Origin of the sequence: Aliikangiella marina (assembly GCF_007004765.1) — a bacterium.
Taxonomy (GTDB): domain Bacteria; phylum Pseudomonadota; class Gammaproteobacteria; order Enterobacterales; family Kangiellaceae; genus Aliikangiella; species Aliikangiella marina.
The window spans coordinates 282,459-302,532 of the sequence record NZ_VIKR01000007.1 but is presented as its reverse complement, the minus strand read 5'-3'; the positions used below and the strand labels follow the sequence as shown (position 1 = coordinate 302,532).

The 20,074-nt window shown below is 40.4% G+C and carries 20 protein-coding genes; 6 read left to right on the top strand and 14 right to left on the bottom strand.

The window, feature by feature from the left end; all coding sequences use genetic code 11:
• On the top strand, positions 1-537 hold the full coding sequence (locus FLL45_RS22595; RefSeq protein ID WP_142944336.1) for a peroxiredoxin family protein: 537 nt from the start codon (positions 1-3) through the stop codon (positions 535-537).
• A 114-nt stretch (positions 538-651) separates the two neighbouring features.
• Here FLL45_RS22595 and FLL45_RS22590 read toward each other — a convergent pair whose 3' ends face one another.
• The 3 genes from FLL45_RS22590 to FLL45_RS22580 are packed head-to-tail and all read right to left on the bottom strand — an operon-like array spanning position 652 to position 1,964.
• Positions 652-1,212 (bottom strand): phosphohydrolase, encoded by a 561-nt coding sequence (locus FLL45_RS22590; RefSeq protein WP_142944335.1) that lies wholly within the window; start codon positions 1,210-1,212, stop codon positions 652-654.
• Between the two features lie 38 nt (positions 1,213-1,250).
• A complete protein-coding gene (locus FLL45_RS22585; RefSeq protein WP_142944334.1) occupies positions 1,251-1,658 on the bottom strand; it encodes a hypothetical protein in 408 nt (135 codons plus the stop codon).
• 45 nt (positions 1,659-1,703) lie between these two features.
• Complete coding sequence (locus FLL45_RS22580; RefSeq protein ID WP_142944333.1) at positions 1,704-1,964, bottom strand: hypothetical protein; 261 nt, start codon at positions 1,962-1,964, stop codon at positions 1,704-1,706.
• Positions 1,965-2,160: 196 nt separating this feature from the next.
• Here FLL45_RS22580 and FLL45_RS22575 point away from each other — a divergent pair, with 196 nt between their 5' ends.
• A complete protein-coding gene (locus FLL45_RS22575) occupies positions 2,161-3,438 on the top strand; it encodes an aspartyl protease family protein (RefSeq protein ID WP_185964595.1) in 1,278 nt (425 codons plus the stop codon).
• A gap of 19 nt (positions 3,439-3,457) precedes the next feature.
• Here FLL45_RS22575 and FLL45_RS22570 read toward each other — a convergent pair whose 3' ends face one another.
• Positions 3,458-4,852 carry a glycoside hydrolase family 16 protein gene (locus FLL45_RS22570; RefSeq protein WP_142944331.1) on the bottom strand — a complete coding sequence of 465 codons (1,395 nt, stop codon included), beginning with the start codon at positions 4,850-4,852 and terminating at the stop codon, positions 3,458-3,460.
• 109 nt (positions 4,853-4,961) lie between these two features.
• Positions 4,962-5,867: a LysR family transcriptional regulator gene (locus FLL45_RS22565; protein ID WP_142944330.1), complete on the bottom strand. Its 906-nt coding sequence runs from the start codon at positions 5,865-5,867 to the stop codon at positions 4,962-4,964.
• Positions 5,868-6,038: 171 nt separating this feature from the next.
• Here FLL45_RS22565 and FLL45_RS22560 point away from each other — a divergent pair, with 171 nt between their 5' ends.
• Together FLL45_RS22560 and FLL45_RS22555 are read left to right on the top strand one after the other, a co-directional pair.
• Entirely contained in the window at positions 6,039-6,413 is a 375-nt protein-coding gene (locus FLL45_RS22560) for a DsrE family protein (protein ID WP_142944329.1), read from the top strand.
• An 87-nt stretch (positions 6,414-6,500) separates the two neighbouring features.
• The gene (locus FLL45_RS22555; RefSeq protein ID WP_185964594.1) at positions 6,501-8,456 is read left to right on the top strand and encodes a 2Fe-2S iron-sulfur cluster-binding protein; all 1,956 of its coding nucleotides are present in this window, start codon (positions 6,501-6,503) and stop codon (positions 8,454-8,456) included.
• A 195-nt stretch (positions 8,457-8,651) separates the two neighbouring features.
• Here FLL45_RS22555 and FLL45_RS22550 read toward each other — a convergent pair whose 3' ends face one another.
• The 5 genes from FLL45_RS22550 to FLL45_RS22530 all read right to left on the bottom strand — a co-directional run bounded on the left by FLL45_RS22550 (position 8,652) and on the right by FLL45_RS22530 (position 14,907).
• Complete coding sequence (locus tag FLL45_RS22550; RefSeq protein WP_142944327.1) at positions 8,652-11,927, bottom strand: VPS10 domain-containing protein; 3,276 nt, start codon at positions 11,925-11,927, stop codon at positions 8,652-8,654.
• A 242-nt stretch (positions 11,928-12,169) separates the two neighbouring features.
• Positions 12,170-12,508: a tRNA-binding protein gene (locus tag FLL45_RS22545; protein WP_142944326.1), complete on the bottom strand. Its 339-nt coding sequence runs from the start codon at positions 12,506-12,508 to the stop codon at positions 12,170-12,172.
• Positions 12,509-12,548: 40 nt separating this feature from the next.
• Positions 12,549-13,169, bottom strand: a complete 621-nt coding sequence (locus FLL45_RS22540; protein ID WP_142944325.1) for a glycine-rich domain-containing protein — start codon at positions 13,167-13,169, stop codon at positions 12,549-12,551.
• 177 nt (positions 13,170-13,346) lie between these two features.
• A complete protein-coding gene (locus FLL45_RS22535) occupies positions 13,347-14,216 on the bottom strand; it encodes an AraC family transcriptional regulator (RefSeq protein WP_142944324.1) in 870 nt (289 codons plus the stop codon).
• Between the two features lie 79 nt (positions 14,217-14,295).
• Positions 14,296-14,907 (bottom strand): TetR/AcrR family transcriptional regulator, encoded by a 612-nt coding sequence (locus FLL45_RS22530; RefSeq protein ID WP_142944323.1) that lies wholly within the window; start codon positions 14,905-14,907, stop codon positions 14,296-14,298.
• A 116-nt stretch (positions 14,908-15,023) separates the two neighbouring features.
• Between FLL45_RS22530 and FLL45_RS22525 the strand changes: the two genes are divergently transcribed.
• The gene (locus tag FLL45_RS22525) at positions 15,024-15,779 is read left to right on the top strand and encodes a glucose 1-dehydrogenase (RefSeq protein ID WP_142944322.1); all 756 of its coding nucleotides are present in this window, start codon (positions 15,024-15,026) and stop codon (positions 15,777-15,779) included.
• A gap of 124 nt (positions 15,780-15,903) precedes the next feature.
• On the opposite strand, the gene FLL45_RS22520 is transcribed toward FLL45_RS22525, so the two are convergent.
• The 4 genes from FLL45_RS22520 to FLL45_RS22505 all read right to left on the bottom strand — a co-directional run bounded on the left by FLL45_RS22520 (position 15,904) and on the right by FLL45_RS22505 (position 19,125).
• Complete coding sequence (locus FLL45_RS22520) at positions 15,904-17,295, bottom strand: M23/M56 family metallopeptidase (protein WP_142944321.1); 1,392 nt, start codon at positions 17,293-17,295, stop codon at positions 15,904-15,906.
• A 20-nt stretch (positions 17,296-17,315) separates the two neighbouring features.
• A complete protein-coding gene (locus FLL45_RS22515) occupies positions 17,316-17,693 on the bottom strand; it encodes a BlaI/MecI/CopY family transcriptional regulator (protein ID WP_142944320.1) in 378 nt (125 codons plus the stop codon).
• Between the two features lie 308 nt (positions 17,694-18,001).
• Positions 18,002-18,745: a hypothetical protein gene (locus FLL45_RS22510; RefSeq protein WP_142944319.1), complete on the bottom strand. Its 744-nt coding sequence runs from the start codon at positions 18,743-18,745 to the stop codon at positions 18,002-18,004.
• Between the two features lie 38 nt (positions 18,746-18,783).
• Positions 18,784-19,125 carry a winged helix-turn-helix transcriptional regulator gene (locus FLL45_RS22505; RefSeq protein WP_142944318.1) on the bottom strand — a complete coding sequence of 114 codons (342 nt, stop codon included), beginning with the start codon at positions 19,123-19,125 and terminating at the stop codon, positions 18,784-18,786.
• Between the two features lie 110 nt (positions 19,126-19,235).
• Here FLL45_RS22505 and FLL45_RS22500 point away from each other — a divergent pair, with 110 nt between their 5' ends.
• Complete coding sequence (locus FLL45_RS22500; RefSeq protein ID WP_142944317.1) at positions 19,236-20,003, top strand: SDR family NAD(P)-dependent oxidoreductase; 768 nt, start codon at positions 19,236-19,238, stop codon at positions 20,001-20,003.
• The last annotated feature ends 71 nt before the right edge of the window (positions 20,004-20,074 follow it).

Genomic DNA, 20,074 nt, shown 5'->3' with positions numbered 1-20,074 from the left:
ATGTACACTCAAAAACTCCATGCAGGTAGCAAGTTTCCCGACATCACAGCGACTACTCTGACAGGTGAGCAGTTAAAGCTCTCAGATACAGGGCCCGATGCCGATTGGAAGCTGGTTGTAGTTTATCGTGGTAAGCACTGTCCTCTCTGCACGAAATACTTAAATCAACTCGAAGGCTATCAAGACAAGCTCATTTCATTGGGAGTAGAAACGATTGCCGTTTCGGGTGATAGCAGAGAGCAACTTGAGCAACATCTCGCGAAGCTTAATATTAGTTTCCCAATTACCCACGGCTTATCCATTGAACAAATGAAAACCTTAGGCTTATATATTTCAAACCCTCGTTCACCTGAGGAAACCGACCATCAATTTGCCGAGCCTGGCCTTTTTGTTGTAAATGAAAAAGGGAATATTCAAGTCGTCGATATTTCTAACAACCCGTTTGTACGTCCCGAGCTAGAGGCATTAGTATCAGGCATTGCTTGGATCCGAAATCCGGAAAACAACTACCCTATTCGGGGAACTTACGCGGATTAAAAGCCGTTAGCGCTTTTTACTTGCCAGGTTGGAGAGACTTGATCATTCCAACCTGCTTGTAAACTTTTAATGGAAGCTGAGCCAATAAAAGATACCTTACCAGTTAAGGATTGTTTACCACTTTACAATTCCGCGAGTGACCTTTATTCCACCAACTAGCATTGATCCACCATAATCTTTAGCAAGCCGCAGTAAAGTGTCATGAAACCCTAAATTTGGAAAGGCCGCTTCAACCTCCTTAATCATTGACCTACTAAGTCCTTTTCGAATCAAACCTTTAGAAGCATCAACCCAATCGGCCTTTCTGCACGCCTCAATGACTTTTTCATGAGGCCCTTTGTAAGACAATATTTTGTGATGCCAATGAATTGCGCCTCGCAACGCTTCAGGATCTAACCCCCAGTTAAATTTTTCATTGTCTGCTAAAGCAACCGCTTCTGAAGGCTCCAAATAAGCTAATTCACGATCGGTCCAAAGGCCTATATCATGATAAACAAATGCAGTTTCAACGAGTTTCTCTTGGCTTAAATCGCCATTTAAAAAATGCATTGCATAAGTAATGGTTCGATAAACATGATTTCGATAACCTGGGAAATCCTTGCCTATGACTGCTTGATAAGGTTTAAACAATACTTCAACATTGGGCCGTTGTAATTTGATTTCAATCTCTGCCATTATTCTAATTCCTAGCGTATCGAAACTTTTATAAAGTCTTATTTGTTTCTTATCGGTCGCTGATTAATTTTTTCCACTTCGACGACTTTTGCCACTGAGCCCCCGCCAAATAATAATTTTTGCAAAGTGATTCTTGCTTTGATCGTATATTGTTTCCGTTCCATATCAAAAGGACTTTCGGGCCAGAGCTTCTTCTTGTCCTTCTCCGATACGAAAAACATCCCTTTGTCGACCAGTCTTATTGGTTTATTCCCGAGAATTCCTTCAAACAAACTTCTATTGTTTAAGGTAACTTCGACCATTTTATATTGCACTTCTCCGACAACTTCATATCGACTATCAACATTAACCAATCGATAGCGCACAGCACTAAAAACAAACCACAACAACAATGCCAGAAAAAGCAGTAAAGTAATCCCGTTAATCATCTTGATAATTAAACTCATGTGAATCAACTCGCAATAGAATAGTATTGATGAGCGACTAGATGACTATGAAAAAGAGTGGCAATAACTATCAACGATTACTTCTCCTCTTAGTATGCACCACCCAAGCGAGTATCCACCTTGGCCGTCTGGCTCATCAAACCACTCCCATTCCCATAGCTCGTCTTTGGCTTCCATTTGCGAAACAAGTTTGCAGAACGCTTCCTTTAATTCTTCATCTGTTATCTCTTGTCGAGCCAAATGAATATTCACAAGACGTCGAGTAAGATAGTCTTTTAAACCTTGCATCTGTTGATGTTCATTCATAAGAGTATTGCTAGTTGACTTTATCCCGATTACTTTTCAGACTCAGCTGAAGTCTTAGTCATGCTTATTCGCTGTGACTTCACCTAAATTTTACTTACTTTAATTTAACCTTATCACAATTGGGTGAGCTCTGCTTTCACCAGCGTCTTATAAACCCAACGGTTCTTCTGACATTCGACTTTTAAGGGGAAAATTAGTGTTACGGTTCACTGTTATTTTAGCTTTTATTTTAACCACAACAGGCTGCGGAATAATCAACAGTATTAAACTCCGCAACTCTAACGATCACCTAAAGCCTCTATGGCCAACTGGAATACAAACAGTGGGAATTGAAACTCATTATCTCGGAGAAAAGCCCTACATTGATGTGACTTTAAATGGTGTCGATGGGTTTAAGTTTTTAGTCGATACAGGAGCGTCGGTTACCATCGTTATGGATACCCCTAAAATAAACGCATTAGGCTTAACTCGCGGCTATGATCTAGCTATGGCCGGATGGGGTGAGGAAGAAAAATCTCCCGCCTATCAAACTCAAGTGGACACATTGTCTCTTTCGGGAATCGGTTTCACTAATGTGAATTTAGCATTTCTTCCGACCTCAACAACCAAATATTTTTTAGACCCATCAGAAGCGATCTATGATGGTGTCATTGGTCATGACATCATGCATCACTTTAGTTGGCTGTTTGATAAAAAAGCAAATAGGATAGCGATTAGCCAAACACCTCACACGCCCTCTGATGAAGCAATCGAAATCCCATTTGATACTTTTTTTAGTAAGATTGATATTGAGGGTAAAATTGATTTTGGTAATGGTCAGACAATCAGTCATAAAATTATTATCGATACTGGTAGTCGGCATTATTTAAAAGTAGCCAGTGCATTAATTGATAATGAAGGTATAGTCCTGCCAGGTAAGCCTATAACTGCTGCAGATTTTGGACTAAGCGGACGAGATGTTCACCAAAGAGTAACCCTTCCGTCGCTCAGTTTAGGTGAATTAAAGTTAACCAATATTAAAACCAACTTAATTGGTGGTGATTTTGAAGATGACTTTTCTGTTATTGGGAGTGCGTTGCTTAATCAATTTGTGAGTGTGATTGATTATCATCGCGAAAAGCTGTACCTAATTCCCTACAGCGATCAACCTTTTAAAACCAAATATAACTTACTGGGATTAGAGTTACGAAAACTCGTCTCTGGAAATTTTATAGTAAGATTCGTTTTTCCAGACATGGTCACAGCACATCAAGATTTTCAAGAAGGCGATCTGATTACCAGTATTAATGGAAAACCCAGTCAACAAATCAGCTTAGCCGACTGGTTAAATCTATCGGCTTCACCAGACACTTATACTATTTGTCGCTTGAGACAACAAGAACTTTGCGTAACCTTAACCTCCGGACAGATCGAGGGTTACTCTATTCCGGTTAGTTCTGCTAAGCCAACTATTTCTTCTACTCCATCACTTTGACACCATCAATGAAACATTTTCAGCGTGTCTTGGTTAATCGGTTACGCATCAACAAGAGAGTAATCGATATCAGTAATAAAACCCAATAGCTCAATCCTCCACCGCCGCCGGTACCTAATTGCGGCGGTGGTGGTGTCGCCACTCTAATGGTTACAGAATTAGTGACCGAAAGGTTTGGTGTACCGTTGTCCGTTACAGTAGCAGTAATCGTGTAATTACCAATTTCCATATTTGTAGGATTAAATGCGACACTCGAACCATTTACTGTAGGGTTAACTAATTGGTTCACATCCCATGTGACTTGGTGAGTGTCTGAGGCATTTTCATCAAAGATTTCGACGGTTATTGTGACGGGTCCGCCTTCGTCTTCAACAATCGTGCCTTCAACACCTTGTTGAGTGACTATAAATGAAAATTCTGGCGCTTCATTGAGTTCTTGTGAGACGGAGCAACCATTAACATCAACACTTTGACCCGGCGGCGTATCAGGACAAAGATCATCATTATTGTTTACGCCATCGCCATCATCATCGTTGGTCGTTGAGACTGAGTCATTACAATAAAACCTATCATTGGCGCTGGTTGTTGAGCAGTGAGCAACATAATCGATTTCTAGCACGGCTTGGGTGAGGTTAGGATCAATTGCGCCGCCTAAGTTTCCTCCCATAGCAACATTAAGCAAAACAAACATAGGCTCTTTGTACTGAGTGCAACTACTAACATTATGCGAAACGACTAAAGTATCATCGACATAAAAACTAATATCATCTTCATTCCACTCGATTGCATAAGTATGCCATTGGGTTACATCAACAGGTCCATTGGGATAAGTGTATCGCACCTCGCTTCCGCAACCACTGGTATTAAAAAAGTTGGTAATGTAACTATTGGGACCGTTACCAAACCATTCCCATACATCAATCTCACCAGCACCTGGATTTGGCCAGTTTACGAAATCATTATCTCCGGCAATCGGCTGCTCTGCGATACGATTTTCTAACATCCAAAATGCTGGCCAAGTCCCACCTTCTAAATTCAGGAATCGTAAACGTGATTCAATTCGGCCATACAAAAACTCTTGTTTATCTTTACTGTTCAGGCGACCGGAAGTCCAAGTTTTAGTCTGCCCACCTAGGGTGGAGCAACTCAATGTCTTTTTGCGCGCGATTATTTTCAAAGTCCCTTCGGAAACATCGTAGTTACGCTCAGACGAACTATCATCGTCGGTATAACACTGAACTTCATTGTTGTAATTTGCTTGGGTTTGCGCCGTCCAATTGCTCCAGTTAACGCCGTTGCCATCAAAATCATCAATCCACTCCAACTGCCAACCGGCATGTACCTGGTGTACCGATAAAGTAGCAAGACTAATCAAAAGATACTTGATGGCCGAATTAAATTTTGCAATAAACATATTGAGCCGCTAGATAAGACTATTTGACCTCACTATACCCACTAACAGATAAAATGACAACGCTGTCATTTATTGACAGCATCAATGGCGTTAATTGGCAGATCTGATCTTAATTACTGGCCTCATCGAGTTGCTTAATCAGCGCCTGTTTCATCCAGTCGACGAATACTCTGACTCGTGTTGACATCAGTTTGGCGTGAGAGAATACGATATTGATGGGTCGGGGCGAAGGTTCAAACTCTTGAAGAATGACACTTAAAGAACCATCTCGGATAAGATCATTGACTTGATAGGCTAAGAACCAACCGACTCCGACCCCAGATGCCACCATTCGCTTAGTGGTTGCTAATTGATTACAGGTCAAAGGGCCAGAGACTGGTACTTTAAAAGCGCTACCTTGGCGGTAAAAAGTCCAATGATTTCTCAGCCCAAATCCACTAAAGCGAATGCAAGGCAGTTCACTCAAGGCTTCTGGTTCGTTTACTGGCGGATACGCTGCCAGCAACTCCGGCGAAGCACAAGTAATTCGCCGTGTTTCCGCGACTTTAATAGCCACCATTGAAGAATCAACTAAATCGCCAATTCTAAAAGCAACATCAATACCTTCTTCAATCAGATCGATATTACGATCTAACAACAGCATTTCGACTTCCATTTGAGGATTTTCTTTCAGAAATTGCGCAATCAACGGCGTAAGAATAAAGTTCCCAAAAGTCGTCGATGCGGTAATTTTAAGTTTGCCTGTTGGTTTTACCTGTTGCTCAGAAAGTGCAGATTCGGCTTCATCGATGTCTAGCAGTATCTTTTTACAGCGCTCGTAGTAATTACGGCCCTCAACGGTCAAGGTTATTTTACGGGTGGTGCGGTTTAACAGTCGGGTGGTTAAATGCTCCTCAAGATTGGCTAAGGTTCTGACCACAGTAGGCAAGGAGGTACCAAGCGCCTCAGCTGCTTTGGTTAAACTGCCGGTTTCTACGATGCGAACAAACATATTCATTGCGACTAGTTTATTCATATGGTATCCCAATATTAATCAATACCACCCTATTACTCCATTATATGAAATAGTCTTGTTTATTTTAGTCTATTTATTCAACAATATAAAACTTCGATAATGACATTCAGACGGTACATCGTCGCTCTTACTAACCCCAAAAGACTTATTTAAAGATGAAAGGAGAATGTCATGAAAGCAGCAATTTTAGTTTTATCCGATCCCAATCACGGTCAAGAAGAAGCACTAGGCCGCGTATTTAATGCGTTAGCCACAGCCTTTGACTACAAACAGGCGGGCGCTCAAGTTCAAATCGTGTTCAATGGTACGGGCACTCGCTGGATTGGCGAGTTAAGTAAACCAGAAAACCCAGTTCACGAATTATTTGAAGCCGTGAAAGACTCGATCGCAGGCGTTTCTTGCGGATGCGCTGATGTATTTGGAGCCGCTGAAGCAGTCGAGAAGTCGGGATTTGATTACCTCACAGAAAACGCGATTCCAGGTACCAGAGGCTTACCAAGTGTTCACCGACTTGCTAGTGAAGGTTACTCAGTATTGACCTTTTGAGTCAGTCCCCTAAAACGACCAATGCTCGTCTCATTAACCTCATTGAGGAGGCGGGCGTTGATCTTCCAATTGAATCGGAGGTTTAAGATGAATAGTCTATCGCTCTCAGCTGATACTTCACCCTTTCACAAAGGTGAGAAGATCGTACAATCTAAGGCCGGTGAAGTTGAAAGCGGCAATCGCAATGGAACCGTAATCTCTAACCAGATTATCCCCGGAGCGATTCCTTTTATCGCTCAACAATCAATGATTGTTGTAAGCCACATTGATCCAACGGGAAATGTTTGGGCATCGGTGCTTTTTGGCAAGCCGGGTTTTATTAAAGCGATCAATCGCAGCCTCATTGAATTGGATAGTTCAATAATTGTTAGTCACACTGACGATTCTTTTTGGGGGAATATCGATATAAACCCCACTATCGGATTGCTAATTATCGAATTAAGTACACGCAGACGTTTGCGTATTAATGGAAAGATCGAGAAAATTGACAATTATCGGTACCAGATAATGGTTGAACAAACCTACCCCAATTGTCCTAAATATATTCAGCGTAGAAATTTATCACTCGATACTGACAACAATCGATCGTTGCTACCAAAAGTGGAAAGCGGTAATCAACTTAAACCTGACCAAGCTCAGTTAATCGCTAATGCTGATTCATTTTTTGTCGCCAGTGCTTGTCAACTTTTGGAATCAAATGCTAGTGCCACTGACTTTTCTTCACCCTTCACTGCAGACGCTTCACATCGTGGTGGATTTCCAGGTTTTGTCGAAGTAAAAGGCAATCGGTTGAGAATTCCTGACTATCCCGGCAATAGTATGTTTAATACGCTAGGCAATATCGAAATGTATCCGCATGCAGGCTTAGTATTTATTGATTTCGACAATAGTAAACTGATTCAAGTGAGTGGCAGTGCCAAAATACTTTGGGACGAGGAAGATCTCACCAATCAAAGTGACGGTACGCAACGTTTTTGGGAATTGTACATTGAACGTTGGCAAGAAACGCCAATACCGGCTTCAATAAGCTGGCAGTTTTTTGATTACTCTCCCCACAATCCTCGTTCCAATAAAGCTGAGTCAAACAATACTGAAACTTTAACATTGCAAGTTAGTAAGGTAGTCGAGGAAACAAAAGCGATTAAAACCTTCACCTTAGTGTCAAATGATCATGGCATTTTACCTGCTATTGAAGCGGGCTCTCATTTACCAATCGTTCTAACTTTGCCCTCTGGCAAGCAAATAGAAAGGCACTACTCAATTATATCTTCTAGTGACGAAAATCGCTTTTATAAAATCGCCGTGCAAAAACAAAGTCGGAGTCGGGGTGGTTCTGAGTTTATTCATAATCAGTTAGTTGCAGGTAGTTTATTGTCGGCAAAAGCACCAAAGAATGCATTTCCACTTGGCAATCATAGTGGCTGCACCCTTCTGGTAGCCGGTGGAATTGGAATCACGCCAATCTTATCAATGATTCAAACATTGAAATCACGCAATCGGCCATTTGAGGTTCACTATGTAGCAAAAACCCAACAAGATATGGCTTTTTATGAAAAGGTAAAAAAAATTGCTCAAGGTCGCGCTTATTTCTATTTTTCGAAAGAACCAAGTTCACCTAAGTTAGATGTCGTTGCGTTAATGAAATCAGCGACTGAAAATACGCATCTTTATGTATGCGGACCGACAAAGCTAATCAACGCAATTCGCGACACTGGCAATATACTTGACTGGAACCCCGAAAAAATTCACTTTGAAAGTTTCGGGACAAACAACAAAGATAATAAAACCTTTCAAGTCAATCTAACTAAAACTAACGCTGTAATTACCGTGAAACCTCAGGAATCAATATTGGATGTATTGATAAAGAAAAAAATTAATGTTGCCTACGATTGTAAAAGGGGTGAGTGTGGTATGTGTGCGGTCGATATCATCAAGGGCGACGTCGAACACCGTGATTTTTACTTAAGTAAATCGGAACAAAACGCTCAAATGTGTATTTGCGTTTCTCGGGCGAAAGACAGCAAATTGGTGTTAGCAATATGATATTGTGTCGTACACAAATGCTATCTAAACAGATACTCAATAAATTATTTTTTCTTAGCGAGTTTTATGATTTTGATTTTCATTATTACTTTTTTCGATGAATACCTATATTCAAGAAGTCAACTCAACAGAAATTGGAGCGACTTTAAAAGGCGCTCGTTATTAGAAATAACTAAGCGCCTTTTAAATATTTGTTTATAAATCCGCTGGCACTCGGCCTGGTGTCCAAGGCGCTTTGATTTGTTCCATCTCACTCTCTAACAGTTGTAGTTCCTGATCAAGCTGTTGCATTTGATTTGCAACTCGCTGATACTCGGCCTCAGCAATTGACAGTGAAGCTAAATGATTACCTGAAACATCAAATTGACTATTAGCAATGCTTCGATAAATAAAAGTGGTTCTTGCACTAACTGACCAAGGCACTGGTTCTTGTCGCGAACTAATGGTTCGATCGCCTCTTAGTAGCGTACTAATACTGGTCAATTTTTGGCTCAGCACTCTTACTTTTTGCGCTTGCTGTTCAGTCGAATCTACCGTTTCACTAATCGCTTGTTTCACATGATCGATGCGCGACTTAAGTTCAGCATAAGCCTTTGTTGCACCTTGAACTCGACGATACAAATCTCCAGCTCTCATTTGCGCGGCTAACAATGCCTCTCGATCAGTTGCAATTTCAGGGCTGTTGTTTAATAACTTCACAGTAAACTTTTGTGGTTTACTGAGATCTTCCACTTTGCCAAACTGTCTTTTCTTTAGTGTTGCGGTATATTCACCGGGCAGGGCGATCGGACCTTTCGGAGGATGTCCCCATGGCGGAATATAACCACTCGATTTTTTCAATTGAATGGGGGCCAGCGAAGGATATCGCATATCCCATGCAACTCGGTGAAAACCTTTTTTGGTACTTGCTGAAACACGTCGAACGACTTTCCCTTTACTGTCTTTAACCTCTACATAAACGCTAGGGGATTCCTCATTGTCTTCTTTGCGTAAGTTTTCCCAACTTGGATAAGGGGTATCTTTTAGTTGTTTTTCTAACTCCTTCTCTTTTTCTCGACGCTGTACTTTTAGCGTTTTAAACCCGTCTCTTAGGTAGTAAGAAAAGACCGCTCCATAAGTTGGATTATCGGCGGTAAACAACTCATTGCCATTTGCGCCTTTTTTCTCATTACCATATTGATTTCTTTCTAGATACAACCAAGGGTCTTTCACCGGAAATAAGGTTGCTTCAAACGCTCGCAACTCCTTAGGCTTAGTTCTTAATGGACTATAATCATCAACGATATAAATGCCACGCCCAAAAGTACCGACAACTAGATCGCTCTCTCTTCGTTGTATTTCAATATCACGAACAGAAATTGTCGGCAAACCTCCGGTCATTTTCGACCAGTTTTTACCACCATTTTGCGTTACAAATAATCCATATTCGGTTCCCACAAATAAAAGGTTAGGATCTATATGATCTTCCGCAATCGTGTGTGCCGATCCCCATTTAGGTAAATCGTTGCTGATCAGTTTCCAACTTTTACCTTTATTAGTGGTTTTAAACACATAGGGCTTATAATCACCTCGCTTGTGATTATCGAAAACTGCATAAGCAACATTTTCATCATGCAATGAAGTGATAATGTCTTCAACCAACGACATATCAGGAACACCTTTAAAACTATCCTCTTGGCGCCAGTTTTTACCATTGTCTTCTGTGACACTAATCACGCCATCATCGCTACCTACATAAATTAACCCTTCTCTTAGCGGACTTTCACTGAGCGCAATGATTGAACCCCATTTAGACGTTGATACGTTCTTGGCAATTGTATCAACGCTCCAAACTCTTCCCATCACCTTAAGTTTATTACGATCAAGTTGACGCGTTAAATCCGGACTAATCGCCTGCCAATTTTCGCCACGATCATCAGACTGAAAAACTTTTTCAGCGGCGTAAAACAGTCGAGTGGATTTGTGCGGGCTTATTAATAAAGGCGTATTCCAATTCCACTTATATTGATTTTCACCACTTTTAGGGTGAGGCGTTATCGAAATCAGCTCTTTAGTCCGTTTGTCATAACGGGCCAAACCACCATATTGGTATTGAGCATAAATGGTATTGTGATCGGTCGGATCGATTTGCGGTTTGTATCCATCACCGCCGATAACAATTGTCCAGTCCGCATTAGTAATACCATGAATTACCTCAGTTCGAGAAGGTGCGCAAAGCGAGTTATTGTCTTGAGTTCCGCCACAGACATTGTAAAAAGGTTCGGCATTATCGGGTTGTATTCGGTAGAACTGAGCGAGGGGTAAATTCTGCGCATGACGCCATAGATTGCCGCCATCCCAACTTTCGTAAACACCACCATCTCCACCTATCACTAAATGGTTAGTATTATTTGGATCTATCCAAAGCGCATGATCATCCACATGACGAAACTCGCTGGATAACGGAGTAAAAGTTTTTCCGCCATCTTCAGATACCTTAGTGTAAGTATCGAGTGAGTAAACCTTATTAGAATTTTTCGGGTCAACGACTAGTTCATTATAATACTGAGGACTGCTTGTCATGTGGCTTGAACGTTTCTTCCAGGTTTGACCAAAGTTTGTTGAACGATAAACACCTTGTTCTTTTTTACTACCTTCAATAATTGCATAGAGAATATCAGGCGCTGAAGGTGCCATGGCGAGACCAATTCGTCCCATATCTTCAGTAGGCAAACCTGCGCTAATTTTTTTCCAGGTTTTACCACCGTCAGTCGTTTTATGGATATCACTACCCGGTCCACCATTGATCAGTGTCCACACATGTCGCCGCCGCTGATAACTGCTAGCCACAATATTATTGAAGTTTCTTGGATCGACGACGAATTCATTAACGCCAGTGTATTGATCAATCTCTAGAATGAGCTTCCAATTTTTACCACCATCCTCAGTCTTATATAAACCGCGATCGCCGCCATCACTCCACAGCGGTCCTTGGGATGCAACCAAAACTTCATCGTGATTAGTTGGATTAATCCATATCTGAGAAATATGCCCGGAATTTTTTAGTCCCATATTTTTCCAGCTCTTTCCGCCATCTTCTGATTTATAGACACCATCACCATTAGCAACTGAGCGCTGTGAATTATTTTCTCCGGTACCAACCCATAATAAATGCTTATTACCTTGAGCCATTTCGATAACACCTAACGCGTAAGCGCCTTCTTTCTCAAATAGCGGTGTCCAAGTTGTCATATTATTTTCAGTTTTCCATAAATTACCTGAAGAGGTTGCAACATAGAATTCTTGGGGACTTTCAGGATTAAACGCGAAATCCGAAATACGACCTGAGATCATCGCCGGACCAATGCTTCTCATCGGAATAGAAGCCAGTGGACTTGCATCATTCTTTTTATCCTTTTCTTTAGCGACTATGGGTTGCGAAAGCGCCATAAGAAGACTACTCAATAAAAATACTGTTTTTCTAAAATTCATATTAATGCCTGCATGAAGTACAGTGATGATTTGACAAATGATCACTATTATTGATTTATGGCCTCACGTTAGCCGACCATAATATTGATTAATCTGGGCTGCTACTGATAAATCGAGCAATTAATCATGGGGTTAATACTGAGCCTTATTTATTCGAACTCAAATATATCACAACTTGATACCTCAACAAGTAGGTTTGTCAATTCTTTCTCATTGTGTCTATATCTCAAAAAAACCAATGTTTAAGCTAGTTTAGCACCGTTACCAATTTCGCTATCCGGCACAGCCAAAACAACGTTTCCATCTGTTCTATGGAAGCCGGTAATAAGACACTCTGACATTACTGGTCCGATTTGTTTTGGTGGAAAGTTGACTACCGCAATCACTTGTTTTCCCAGTAGCTGTTCCTTCGAGTAAAGTTCGGTAATTTGCGCACTCGATTTCTTAATACCAACGTCGCTGCCGAAATCCACTTTCAATCGATAAGCAGGCTTTCGCGCTTCTGGAAAATCTTCGACATCAACTATCGTTCCAACTCTCAAATCAACTTTCTCAAAGTCTTGCCAATCTATTATATTCATCTGTAATACCTTAAGAATTTATAGTTAATCATTCAATTTTTTAATCACCACCACAACCGGAACCACAGTCAGAATCAAAATCGAATTCTATCCCGTTAGTCGATATATCTTCATAAGCCTGGAATCTTTCTTTGTCTTCTTTGCTGTATCGACAACCATCTTTTATTTCTAACCACTCATCAATGGCAAATAATAACGGTAAAGTGGCCGCGGCTTTAGGATCGATTCCATTATTCAAACAGGAGTAATGCCAGGCGTTGCGGGTTCCTAACTGGTTTGAATTTGATGACGCCATCGCTTCTGTTGGAGTATGATGCAAAAATCTGCCAAAAGCGTTTTGACAAAAACTATTATACTGTTTTGTGAAAAGAATAAATTCATGCCATGCTAAATCGACAACTCGAGAGGGCATTGATGCTTGATAGTTTTTAGATTGGCGACAAATTATAAAATACTCCTTTAAGCCGTCTAGTACTTTTTCAATTTGTCGCTCTGAGAGGTGAGAATATTTTTCTTTTATTTTTATCCTAACTTTTTCTGGAAACAAATAATTATCGATGTAAGCTAACTGGCTTGCTTTTTTATTTCTCAAAAACAAGAGCACAAAAAAGACAAGAAGGGTGGCCGTCAAAATGACGATAAAAACCCAATACGATTCCATAAACATTCCTTTTTTGATTACAACTTTCCCTGTTAGCGCTTTGCCTTATACAAAATTCCTTTGAATCATATCAGAGATATTCACCGTAATTAGCGAAGTTATTGTATAGATTAATAGCGACTCAAGTCTTTTTTATTTGGTGACTTTACAACGCTTAACACTACTAATCAATTCCAATCAATTTAATAACTGTATTGGAATATAGATGTCAGTTCTTAAATTTTGCGCTATGACTTCTTCGGGGTCATCTAAATAATGAAACAAACATTGACTATCTGCAAGAGACACCAACTCTTGGGTTAGTATATTTCGATAGGCTTCATCGAGTGTCTCATCGAGTCCCTCAAAGGCACCATTGTGTCTAACGCGAATAAACTGGCCGCCCGAAAATTGTTTGTCGACAATCGACTTATCCTTAGGCGTCCAACCATTTTCAAGTAATAGACCACAATCAAATAGGGCCCCCGGACCATTCAGTTGACCGGCATTACAATCCGGTATACCGAGAATCGCTCGAACCTCATTCGGATCCCCCACACTATTGAATAACTGATGATAAACTTGGTTAAGCTCAGGGTAAGCGCCCTTAGTGGGGATCGCAATATATTGAAAAGGATCTAATGAAGTGAGTTCTAAAGCAATTAGACCAACCGCCGTTTTCTCGGGATTGGGTAGACTAAAAAAGGCTATCGCTTGGGTTAATCTGTCTGGTTCGTTTTTGAGTTGCGTCGCCGTTACTGAAACCTCTCTTTTTAATGCTTTAGCCAACGATTGGCTCGATTCAAAACCTGCATTCATCGCAGCCTCCGTAATAGAAATCCTTTCTTTGGCCAACTGATGAGCGGCGATTGATAATTTAATACGGCTAACTGTTTGTTGAAGTGTTTCCCCAGTCACTAATTTAAAAACACGATGAAAATGATATTTAGATAATCCTGCAACGCGTGAACAGCGCTCTAGGTTGGGTGTTTCTCCGTTTGCTAATGTGTCAGCGATGAATTCAATCGCCGTTTCAACTCGATTTTGATAGTACTTTGTCGCTTTCATTGAGAAATTCTCCTTTGTTTTTTCTCAATAGTACCCAGTCATTAATCGTTATTCGTGTCCCGGCTTGCTGTTTAGACTATTAATTAATCTTGGTTTGTTGCCTCACCATACTCGATACAGCCTGCTTAGCAATCTTCTCCAACTGCGCTTTCGGCGCTCCAGTTCTTGCCATCACGGCGAGTCCAAACTGTTGCACCATTAAATAATCCGCCAATTCCTCTGGAGAAGATGTTGCTGTGACGTTTAGTGACTCTTGGTTAAAAAACTCGACCAAAGCTTCTTTAGTTTGTTGGTTTATTTGCACTAAGCGGTCTACCGCTGACGAAGGCAGACAATCGCTACCCGCTTCGCAGGTCGTCCCGGTAATAAAACATCCACCAGGTAACATCTGATCAGAAACCATATCAGAAATGGAAAGCAGATAGCCTTCTAACCGCTCATCAAGTGGCATATTCTTGACGTTCAACTGTTCGGCATGAACTTTCCCAAAGTTTTCTAAATAATAATCCAGGGCTTTAGTAAACAATGCTTCTTTGTTACCGAACGCTGCATACATGCTCGGTTTGTTAATATTCATCGCAGCCGTTAAATCTGACAACGAAGTCCCGCTATACCCGTTCTTCCAGAAGACCTCCATCGCCTTTTTTAATGCGGTTTCTTTATCAAAACTTCGATTTCTACCTGCAGCCATATCCAGTTTCAAACATCTTTATCGAGTCATGCTTGACATTATATACCGATTGGTACAACATTCACAATATATACCGATCGGTACAATATTAATTTTATTAGAAGAGGAAAGTAAGCATGAGCGATTTATCAAATAAAAATGTTGTAATAACTGGAGGAAATAGCGGGATAGGGCTTGCCTCGGCCAAAAAATTTAAGGAATTAGGCGCAAATGTCATCATCACCGGACGCAACCCTGAAGCAGTCAACCAAGCAGCGGAGTCTTTAGGTGTGACAGGATTGGTCGCTGATCAAGGGGATTTAGCGGCAATCGACGGTTTAGTGGAGCAAGTTAAAAAAGAGTTTGGCAAAGTCGATGCATTATTTATTAACGCGGGTGTAGCGGCGTTTGCACCCATTGAGCAGCTCGACGAATCGTCATTTGATAACATGATGAACATCAATTTCAAAGGTGCATTCTTTACCCTGCAAAAGTTTATACCGATTTTGGCTGACGGCGCCTCTGTCATTAACCTTTCATCAATCAATGCCTATACAGGAATGCCCAACACCTCGGTTTATGCTGCTAGTAAAGCCGCTTTAAACTCAATCACGCGAACTGCAGCAACAGAGCTGGCTCCGAGAAAAATCCGAGTTAATGCGGTGAATCCTGGTCCAGTCAATACATCGATATTCGGCAAACTGGGTATGCCAGAAGACGCTATCAACGAATTTGCTGGCGCAATGCAAGAAAGAATTCCGCTTAAAAGATTTGGAGAGTCGGAGGATATCGCTAATTTGGTAGCATTTTTAGCTTCAGATGATGCCAGTTTTATCACGGGCGCTGAATACAACATCGACGGAGGTACGAATATCAATCCTATTCTTGCTTAGGATTGAACGATTCGTTGAGTTGAAGTGAGTTTTTCAACTCACTTCGACCCGAATCAGTGCTGAATATTTTGGAGACTAGTTGTTTGAGCTTGTAAAATAATTAATCCGAGTGTGTCACTCATCGTTATTCACTCATATCAATAAAGTTTAATGGATCTAAGTGAGTATTATCGATTAAGACTTCCATGTGAAGATGTGGCCCAGTTGATTTACCAGTGTTACCCACTAAACCAATCGACTCTCCGGTACTCACAGTATCACCAACTGCGACAGTAATTTTTGAAAGATGAGCATAAAAAGACCGCACACCATTTGCGTGTTGTAAAACCACAACATTACCGTAATTCGGGTTCATCGTTGTGTCGTCTGCAACCAGTACTCTACCATTAATCGGCGCTATTATTTTTGTTCCAAGCTTTGCATTCAAATCGACCCCGAGGTGCGGTTTATGATTTCTAATTGCATGAACGGCTTTAAAATAGGAGTTTACTTTTTTTGTGTTTGTCTCAAGCGGATATACCCAAGGTTTTTCCGATACCGGTTCTGCTTGAACGCTCATCATATAGATTGGCCAGCATATAATCGCAAAACTCCAACACACTAAAGCCTTTATTTGTTTTCTGTTAAGTTGAGAAGGGTTACTCATAATTTCTAAGATCCTATGTTTGACGAGTTGATGTTGATGAGACTGAACACTGCCCACGAGAATCCTATGGGGTAATGCGATACGGGCACTTTTAAAAACACTTATTAGTGTTTCAGCGTATTCATTTGGACTCACCTTTCGGATTATCTGACGGTCAACTCGCAGCTCCATTGCTTGTGTCATTTTAGTAAGATAAACCCAAAAGATAGGGTTGAACCAGAACAAACAATTGATAAACTGTATAAATAGGATCACTTGTGGATCTTTATAACGAATATGAGTCAACTCATGCTCAATAATGAGACGTCTCTGTTTTGGTGGTAAATTGTTTATATAACCCGGTACAACAACACACGGTTTAATTAAGCCAAACGCAAAAGGTGAAATGGCTGTATCACTTTGAAGAATTGAAATATTTTTTGATTTAATCGTTTTGCTTAATTTGCAACCCAACTCACTATCGATTTCATAGGGTTTAGCTTTACTAATTAATTGTTTTAGCGAGACAATTTTTTTAGTGAAACCGAAGAAGCAGTATAAAGTCCCGCCAAGATAGATAAGCCAAAGAAAGATAGCCACTATAGAAAACCGTTCAGAGAGAACCGATTTTTCTTCCACCACTTTTGAACTTTCAACACTCATTGGATTTAGCCAACTGGACGGCATAAGAAAATTGTCTTCGGGTAAAACTGAAATCGTAAGCGGTGCTAAGGCTAATAAATTTGCCACTACCAGCAACTGCCAAAACTCGGGGCGTTTAAAAATACTTCGATCGCTATAAAAAATGACGACGAGAATGACGGCTAAACCTAAACTAACCATCACAAATTGACTAAGCATGTTCAATAAATCCCACTCAAAATTTATCATTAGCTTTCCCAGATTAACCTTTATTGAGATTGTTTTTTACGCTTCGCGTTATTAAGCAGTTGTTCTAGTTCTTCTACTTCCTCTTTCTCTAGAATTTGACTGCCAGTAAACATCGCTGCGGGAATAGGGCCATCAATTTCAAGTACTCGCTTAGCAAAGTCTTGCGCAAATTTTGCCAACGTTGCGACCTTACTCACCTTGGTTGCGTAAATATTTTTATTTTCTTGCAAGCTAATGCTCACAAGTTTTTTCTCTCCCATTCTCTCTAGCGTTTTTCGTGTTGAAGAATAACTCCAATTGACCGTTCCACTTAATTGGGTATGGATTTCTTTCGCGGTCAAGGGTTGCTCTTTCCATAACAACTTTAAAATTTCTAATTCAGGATTGGTCAGTTGCATTATTAAGTCCAGGGTTTGTCTCTTGGGGTTATATTGCGACACTTGTCGCACCACGTCAACCATTTTATGCGACACCAGTCGCACTTTGTATCCTACTGAACTTTGCCTGGTGCTTGAATTGGACTGGAGCTAGCACTGAAACCATTACTGGAACCAGTACCGATATTAGAATTGTGAGGGAGAATTTCGTTACTTTAGTAATCAGCACAGACTAGTATGCTCTATATAAAACGACCCACTACAAGTAGAATAAATTTTTATTATTCTGCTTATAATCATTATTTAACGATGGCGCGTTAATATCGATTTTAAAACAAATGCTTTATCTGTCTGGTTTTACCTTCTTTTGCAAGGACTGCCATAAATGTCGCACCGAGGCTATTTGCAGCGCCTAATGGACAGGTATCTGAACGATCTACCCTGTGACCTTTTAGTATAAGCTCTGCAATCTCATCATGATTAAAATCAGCTAGAACAATGGTGTCAATCTCCAGATAATCTTCAACTTTGCCACATTCTAGTTTTTTTGTCGCAATAACGATTTCAACTCGATCGAGATAGGTTGATACTTTATGCAACCTCAAGTCTTTCAGTCGTTTGTCTTTAACTAATGTATCTCGCTTTCTTTGGGAAGTTTTCCAAGATTCATCACTATAAACACCTCCTGAAATGGGAATTATCGTTGCCGGTAAATCTTGCCACCAAGTCTTATTATCTAACACAAAATAACTCTTTTTCGGCGTTTGAGTATTTCTCAGTTTGTTAAGTTCTAGACAGTTATCAGAGTACCGGCTTTCTGATCGCATTGCTGCTGTCGAATAACCATAACAACCCTGTTCTCTCAATATTTCAAAACTACGACAATCTGCAAAAGCGGTTTCACTATTTTTATCTGGACAATAAAGATTACCCCCTCTTTTTTCTAAAACTAACAACGCCTCTTTATATTCTTTTATCGAAATATGTTGATATCCATCACTCCAAGCCAAGGCGAATGGTAAAAACAAAAAGCTTGTTATGCTTCCTAAAAACAATCTTTTTAAAACAGCCATTAGTCCCTCATCTCAACTGATTTTGTTTTTTATCTGATTTAAACAGACTCATTAATTTCTTCTTGCAACGTTTCAAGCTGATCAAGAATGCGGATAAATTTTTCACCAAATGGTGTCACCTCATACTCAACTCTTGGCGGTAATTCGTTGTAAGTAATCTTATCGATTATTCCAAACTCAATATTGCGCTTTAAGCAAGAATTAAGAACTTTGGTTGTCAATCCATCGACACTTTTTACCATTTGACCTGGTCGGTTAATGCCATTTGCAATCAGCTGATAGACAGTTAAAGACCATTTACATCCATAAATCGTCTCCACCATACGAGCAGATTGAGCTGGCGCCACTTTTTTTGAAAATTTTTTATCGTTATCAATCATAAAGATGTACCAAAAAGTACCTACCCTACCATTTTGTGCTTACTGTTTTTAATCACAGACAATCCATATGATAAGCACCAGTTAATCATATATTTTTAGGAGAAATTGTAATGAAATTCAAGTATTCAGGTCTAGCAGTTATTGTCGGTGGATCGAGCGGAATGGGATTTGAAACAGCGAAGCTACTGGCTGCTGAAGACATCGAAGTCGTAATCATCGGTAAAGACGAAACAAAATTAGAATCAGCAGTCGCGCACCTCAATAGTATCGGTAAGGCGACAGCCCTACAAGGCGATCTATATGATCAAGGCGATGTTTCAAGAATTATCGAATACATCCAATCACTCGATACCCCTCTGAATTATCTCGTTAACGCCGCTGGTTATTTTAATCCAAAAGCCTTTTTAGAGCATACTCTAGATGACTATGAGATTTATATGGGACTCAATAAAGCGACTTTCCAGATCACGCAAGCTGCTGCAAAAGCGATGGTCGCAGCTAAGGGCGGGAGCATTGTGAATGTCGGCTCTATGTGGGCCAAACAAGCAATTAAAACAACTCCTTCTTCTGCTTATTCGATGGCTAAAGCAGGGCTTCACTCGTTAACCCAACATTTGGCAATGGAGCTAGCTGATTTTAACATTCGGGTTAATGCCGTTTCGCCAGCGGTTGTGAAAACCCCGATATATGAAGCTTTTATAGCACCAGAAGAAATTGATACGGTAATCGACGGTTTTAACGACTTTCATCCAATTGGTCGTGTTGGTACGCCTCAAGATATCGCTAAAACCATTAGTTTCTTACTATCAGATGATTCTAGCTGGGTAACCGGTGCAATTTGGGATATTGATGGTGGAGTAATCGCGGGTAGGAATTAATAATTGCTAAGTTGGAGGACCGACTAATAGCTTTTCATCGATAATATTTTTCGTCCAGAAAACTTTATCGC

Excerpts from the sequence above, each read along its gene's own strand:
- FLL45_RS22555 (WP_185964594.1), top strand. The coding sequence starts at position 6,501 with ATGAATAGTCTATCGCTCTCAGCTGATACTTCACCCTTTCACAAAGGT.
- FLL45_RS22560 (WP_142944329.1), top strand. The coding sequence starts at position 6,039 with ATGAAAGCAGCAATTTTAGTTTTATCCGATCCCAATCACGGTCAAGAA.
- FLL45_RS22505 (WP_142944318.1), bottom strand. The coding sequence starts at position 19,125 with ATGATTGATAACGATAAAAAATTTTCAAAAAAAGTGGCGCCAGCTCAA.
- FLL45_RS22565 (WP_142944330.1), bottom strand. The coding sequence starts at position 5,867 with ATGAATAAACTAGTCGCAATGAATATGTTTGTTCGCATCGTAGAAACC.
- FLL45_RS22585 (WP_142944334.1), bottom strand. The coding sequence starts at position 1,658 with ATGAGTTTAATTATCAAGATGATTAACGGGATTACTTTACTGCTTTTT.
- FLL45_RS22595 (WP_142944336.1), top strand. The coding sequence starts at position 1 with ATGTACACTCAAAAACTCCATGCAGGTAGCAAGTTTCCCGACATCACA.
- FLL45_RS22500 (WP_142944317.1), top strand. The coding sequence starts at position 19,236 with ATGAAATTCAAGTATTCAGGTCTAGCAGTTATTGTCGGTGGATCGAGC.
- FLL45_RS22570 (WP_142944331.1), bottom strand. The coding sequence starts at position 4,852 with ATGTTTATTGCAAAATTTAATTCGGCCATCAAGTATCTTTTGATTAGT.
- FLL45_RS22530 (WP_142944323.1), bottom strand. The coding sequence starts at position 14,907 with ATGGCTGCAGGTAGAAATCGAAGTTTTGATAAAGAAACCGCATTAAAA.
- FLL45_RS22515 (WP_142944320.1), bottom strand. The coding sequence starts at position 17,693 with ATGCAACTGACCAATCCTGAATTAGAAATTTTAAAGTTGTTATGGAAA.
- FLL45_RS22510 (WP_142944319.1), bottom strand. The coding sequence starts at position 18,745 with ATGGCTGTTTTAAAAAGATTGTTTTTAGGAAGCATAACAAGCTTTTTG.
- FLL45_RS22580 (WP_142944333.1), bottom strand. The coding sequence starts at position 1,964 with ATGAATGAACATCAACAGATGCAAGGTTTAAAAGACTATCTTACTCGA.
- FLL45_RS22520 (WP_142944321.1), bottom strand. The coding sequence starts at position 17,295 with ATGATAAATTTTGAGTGGGATTTATTGAACATGCTTAGTCAATTTGTG.
- FLL45_RS22540 (WP_142944325.1), bottom strand. The coding sequence starts at position 13,169 with ATGGAATCGTATTGGGTTTTTATCGTCATTTTGACGGCCACCCTTCTT.
- FLL45_RS22550 (WP_142944327.1), bottom strand. The coding sequence starts at position 11,927 with ATGAATTTTAGAAAAACAGTATTTTTATTGAGTAGTCTTCTTATGGCG.
- FLL45_RS22525 (WP_142944322.1), top strand. The coding sequence starts at position 15,024 with ATGAGCGATTTATCAAATAAAAATGTTGTAATAACTGGAGGAAATAGC.
- FLL45_RS22545 (WP_142944326.1), bottom strand. The coding sequence starts at position 12,508 with ATGAATATAATAGATTGGCAAGACTTTGAGAAAGTTGATTTGAGAGTT.
- FLL45_RS22535 (WP_142944324.1), bottom strand. The coding sequence starts at position 14,216 with ATGAAAGCGACAAAGTACTATCAAAATCGAGTTGAAACGGCGATTGAA.
- FLL45_RS22590 (WP_142944335.1), bottom strand. The coding sequence starts at position 1,212 with ATGGCAGAGATTGAAATCAAATTACAACGGCCCAATGTTGAAGTATTG.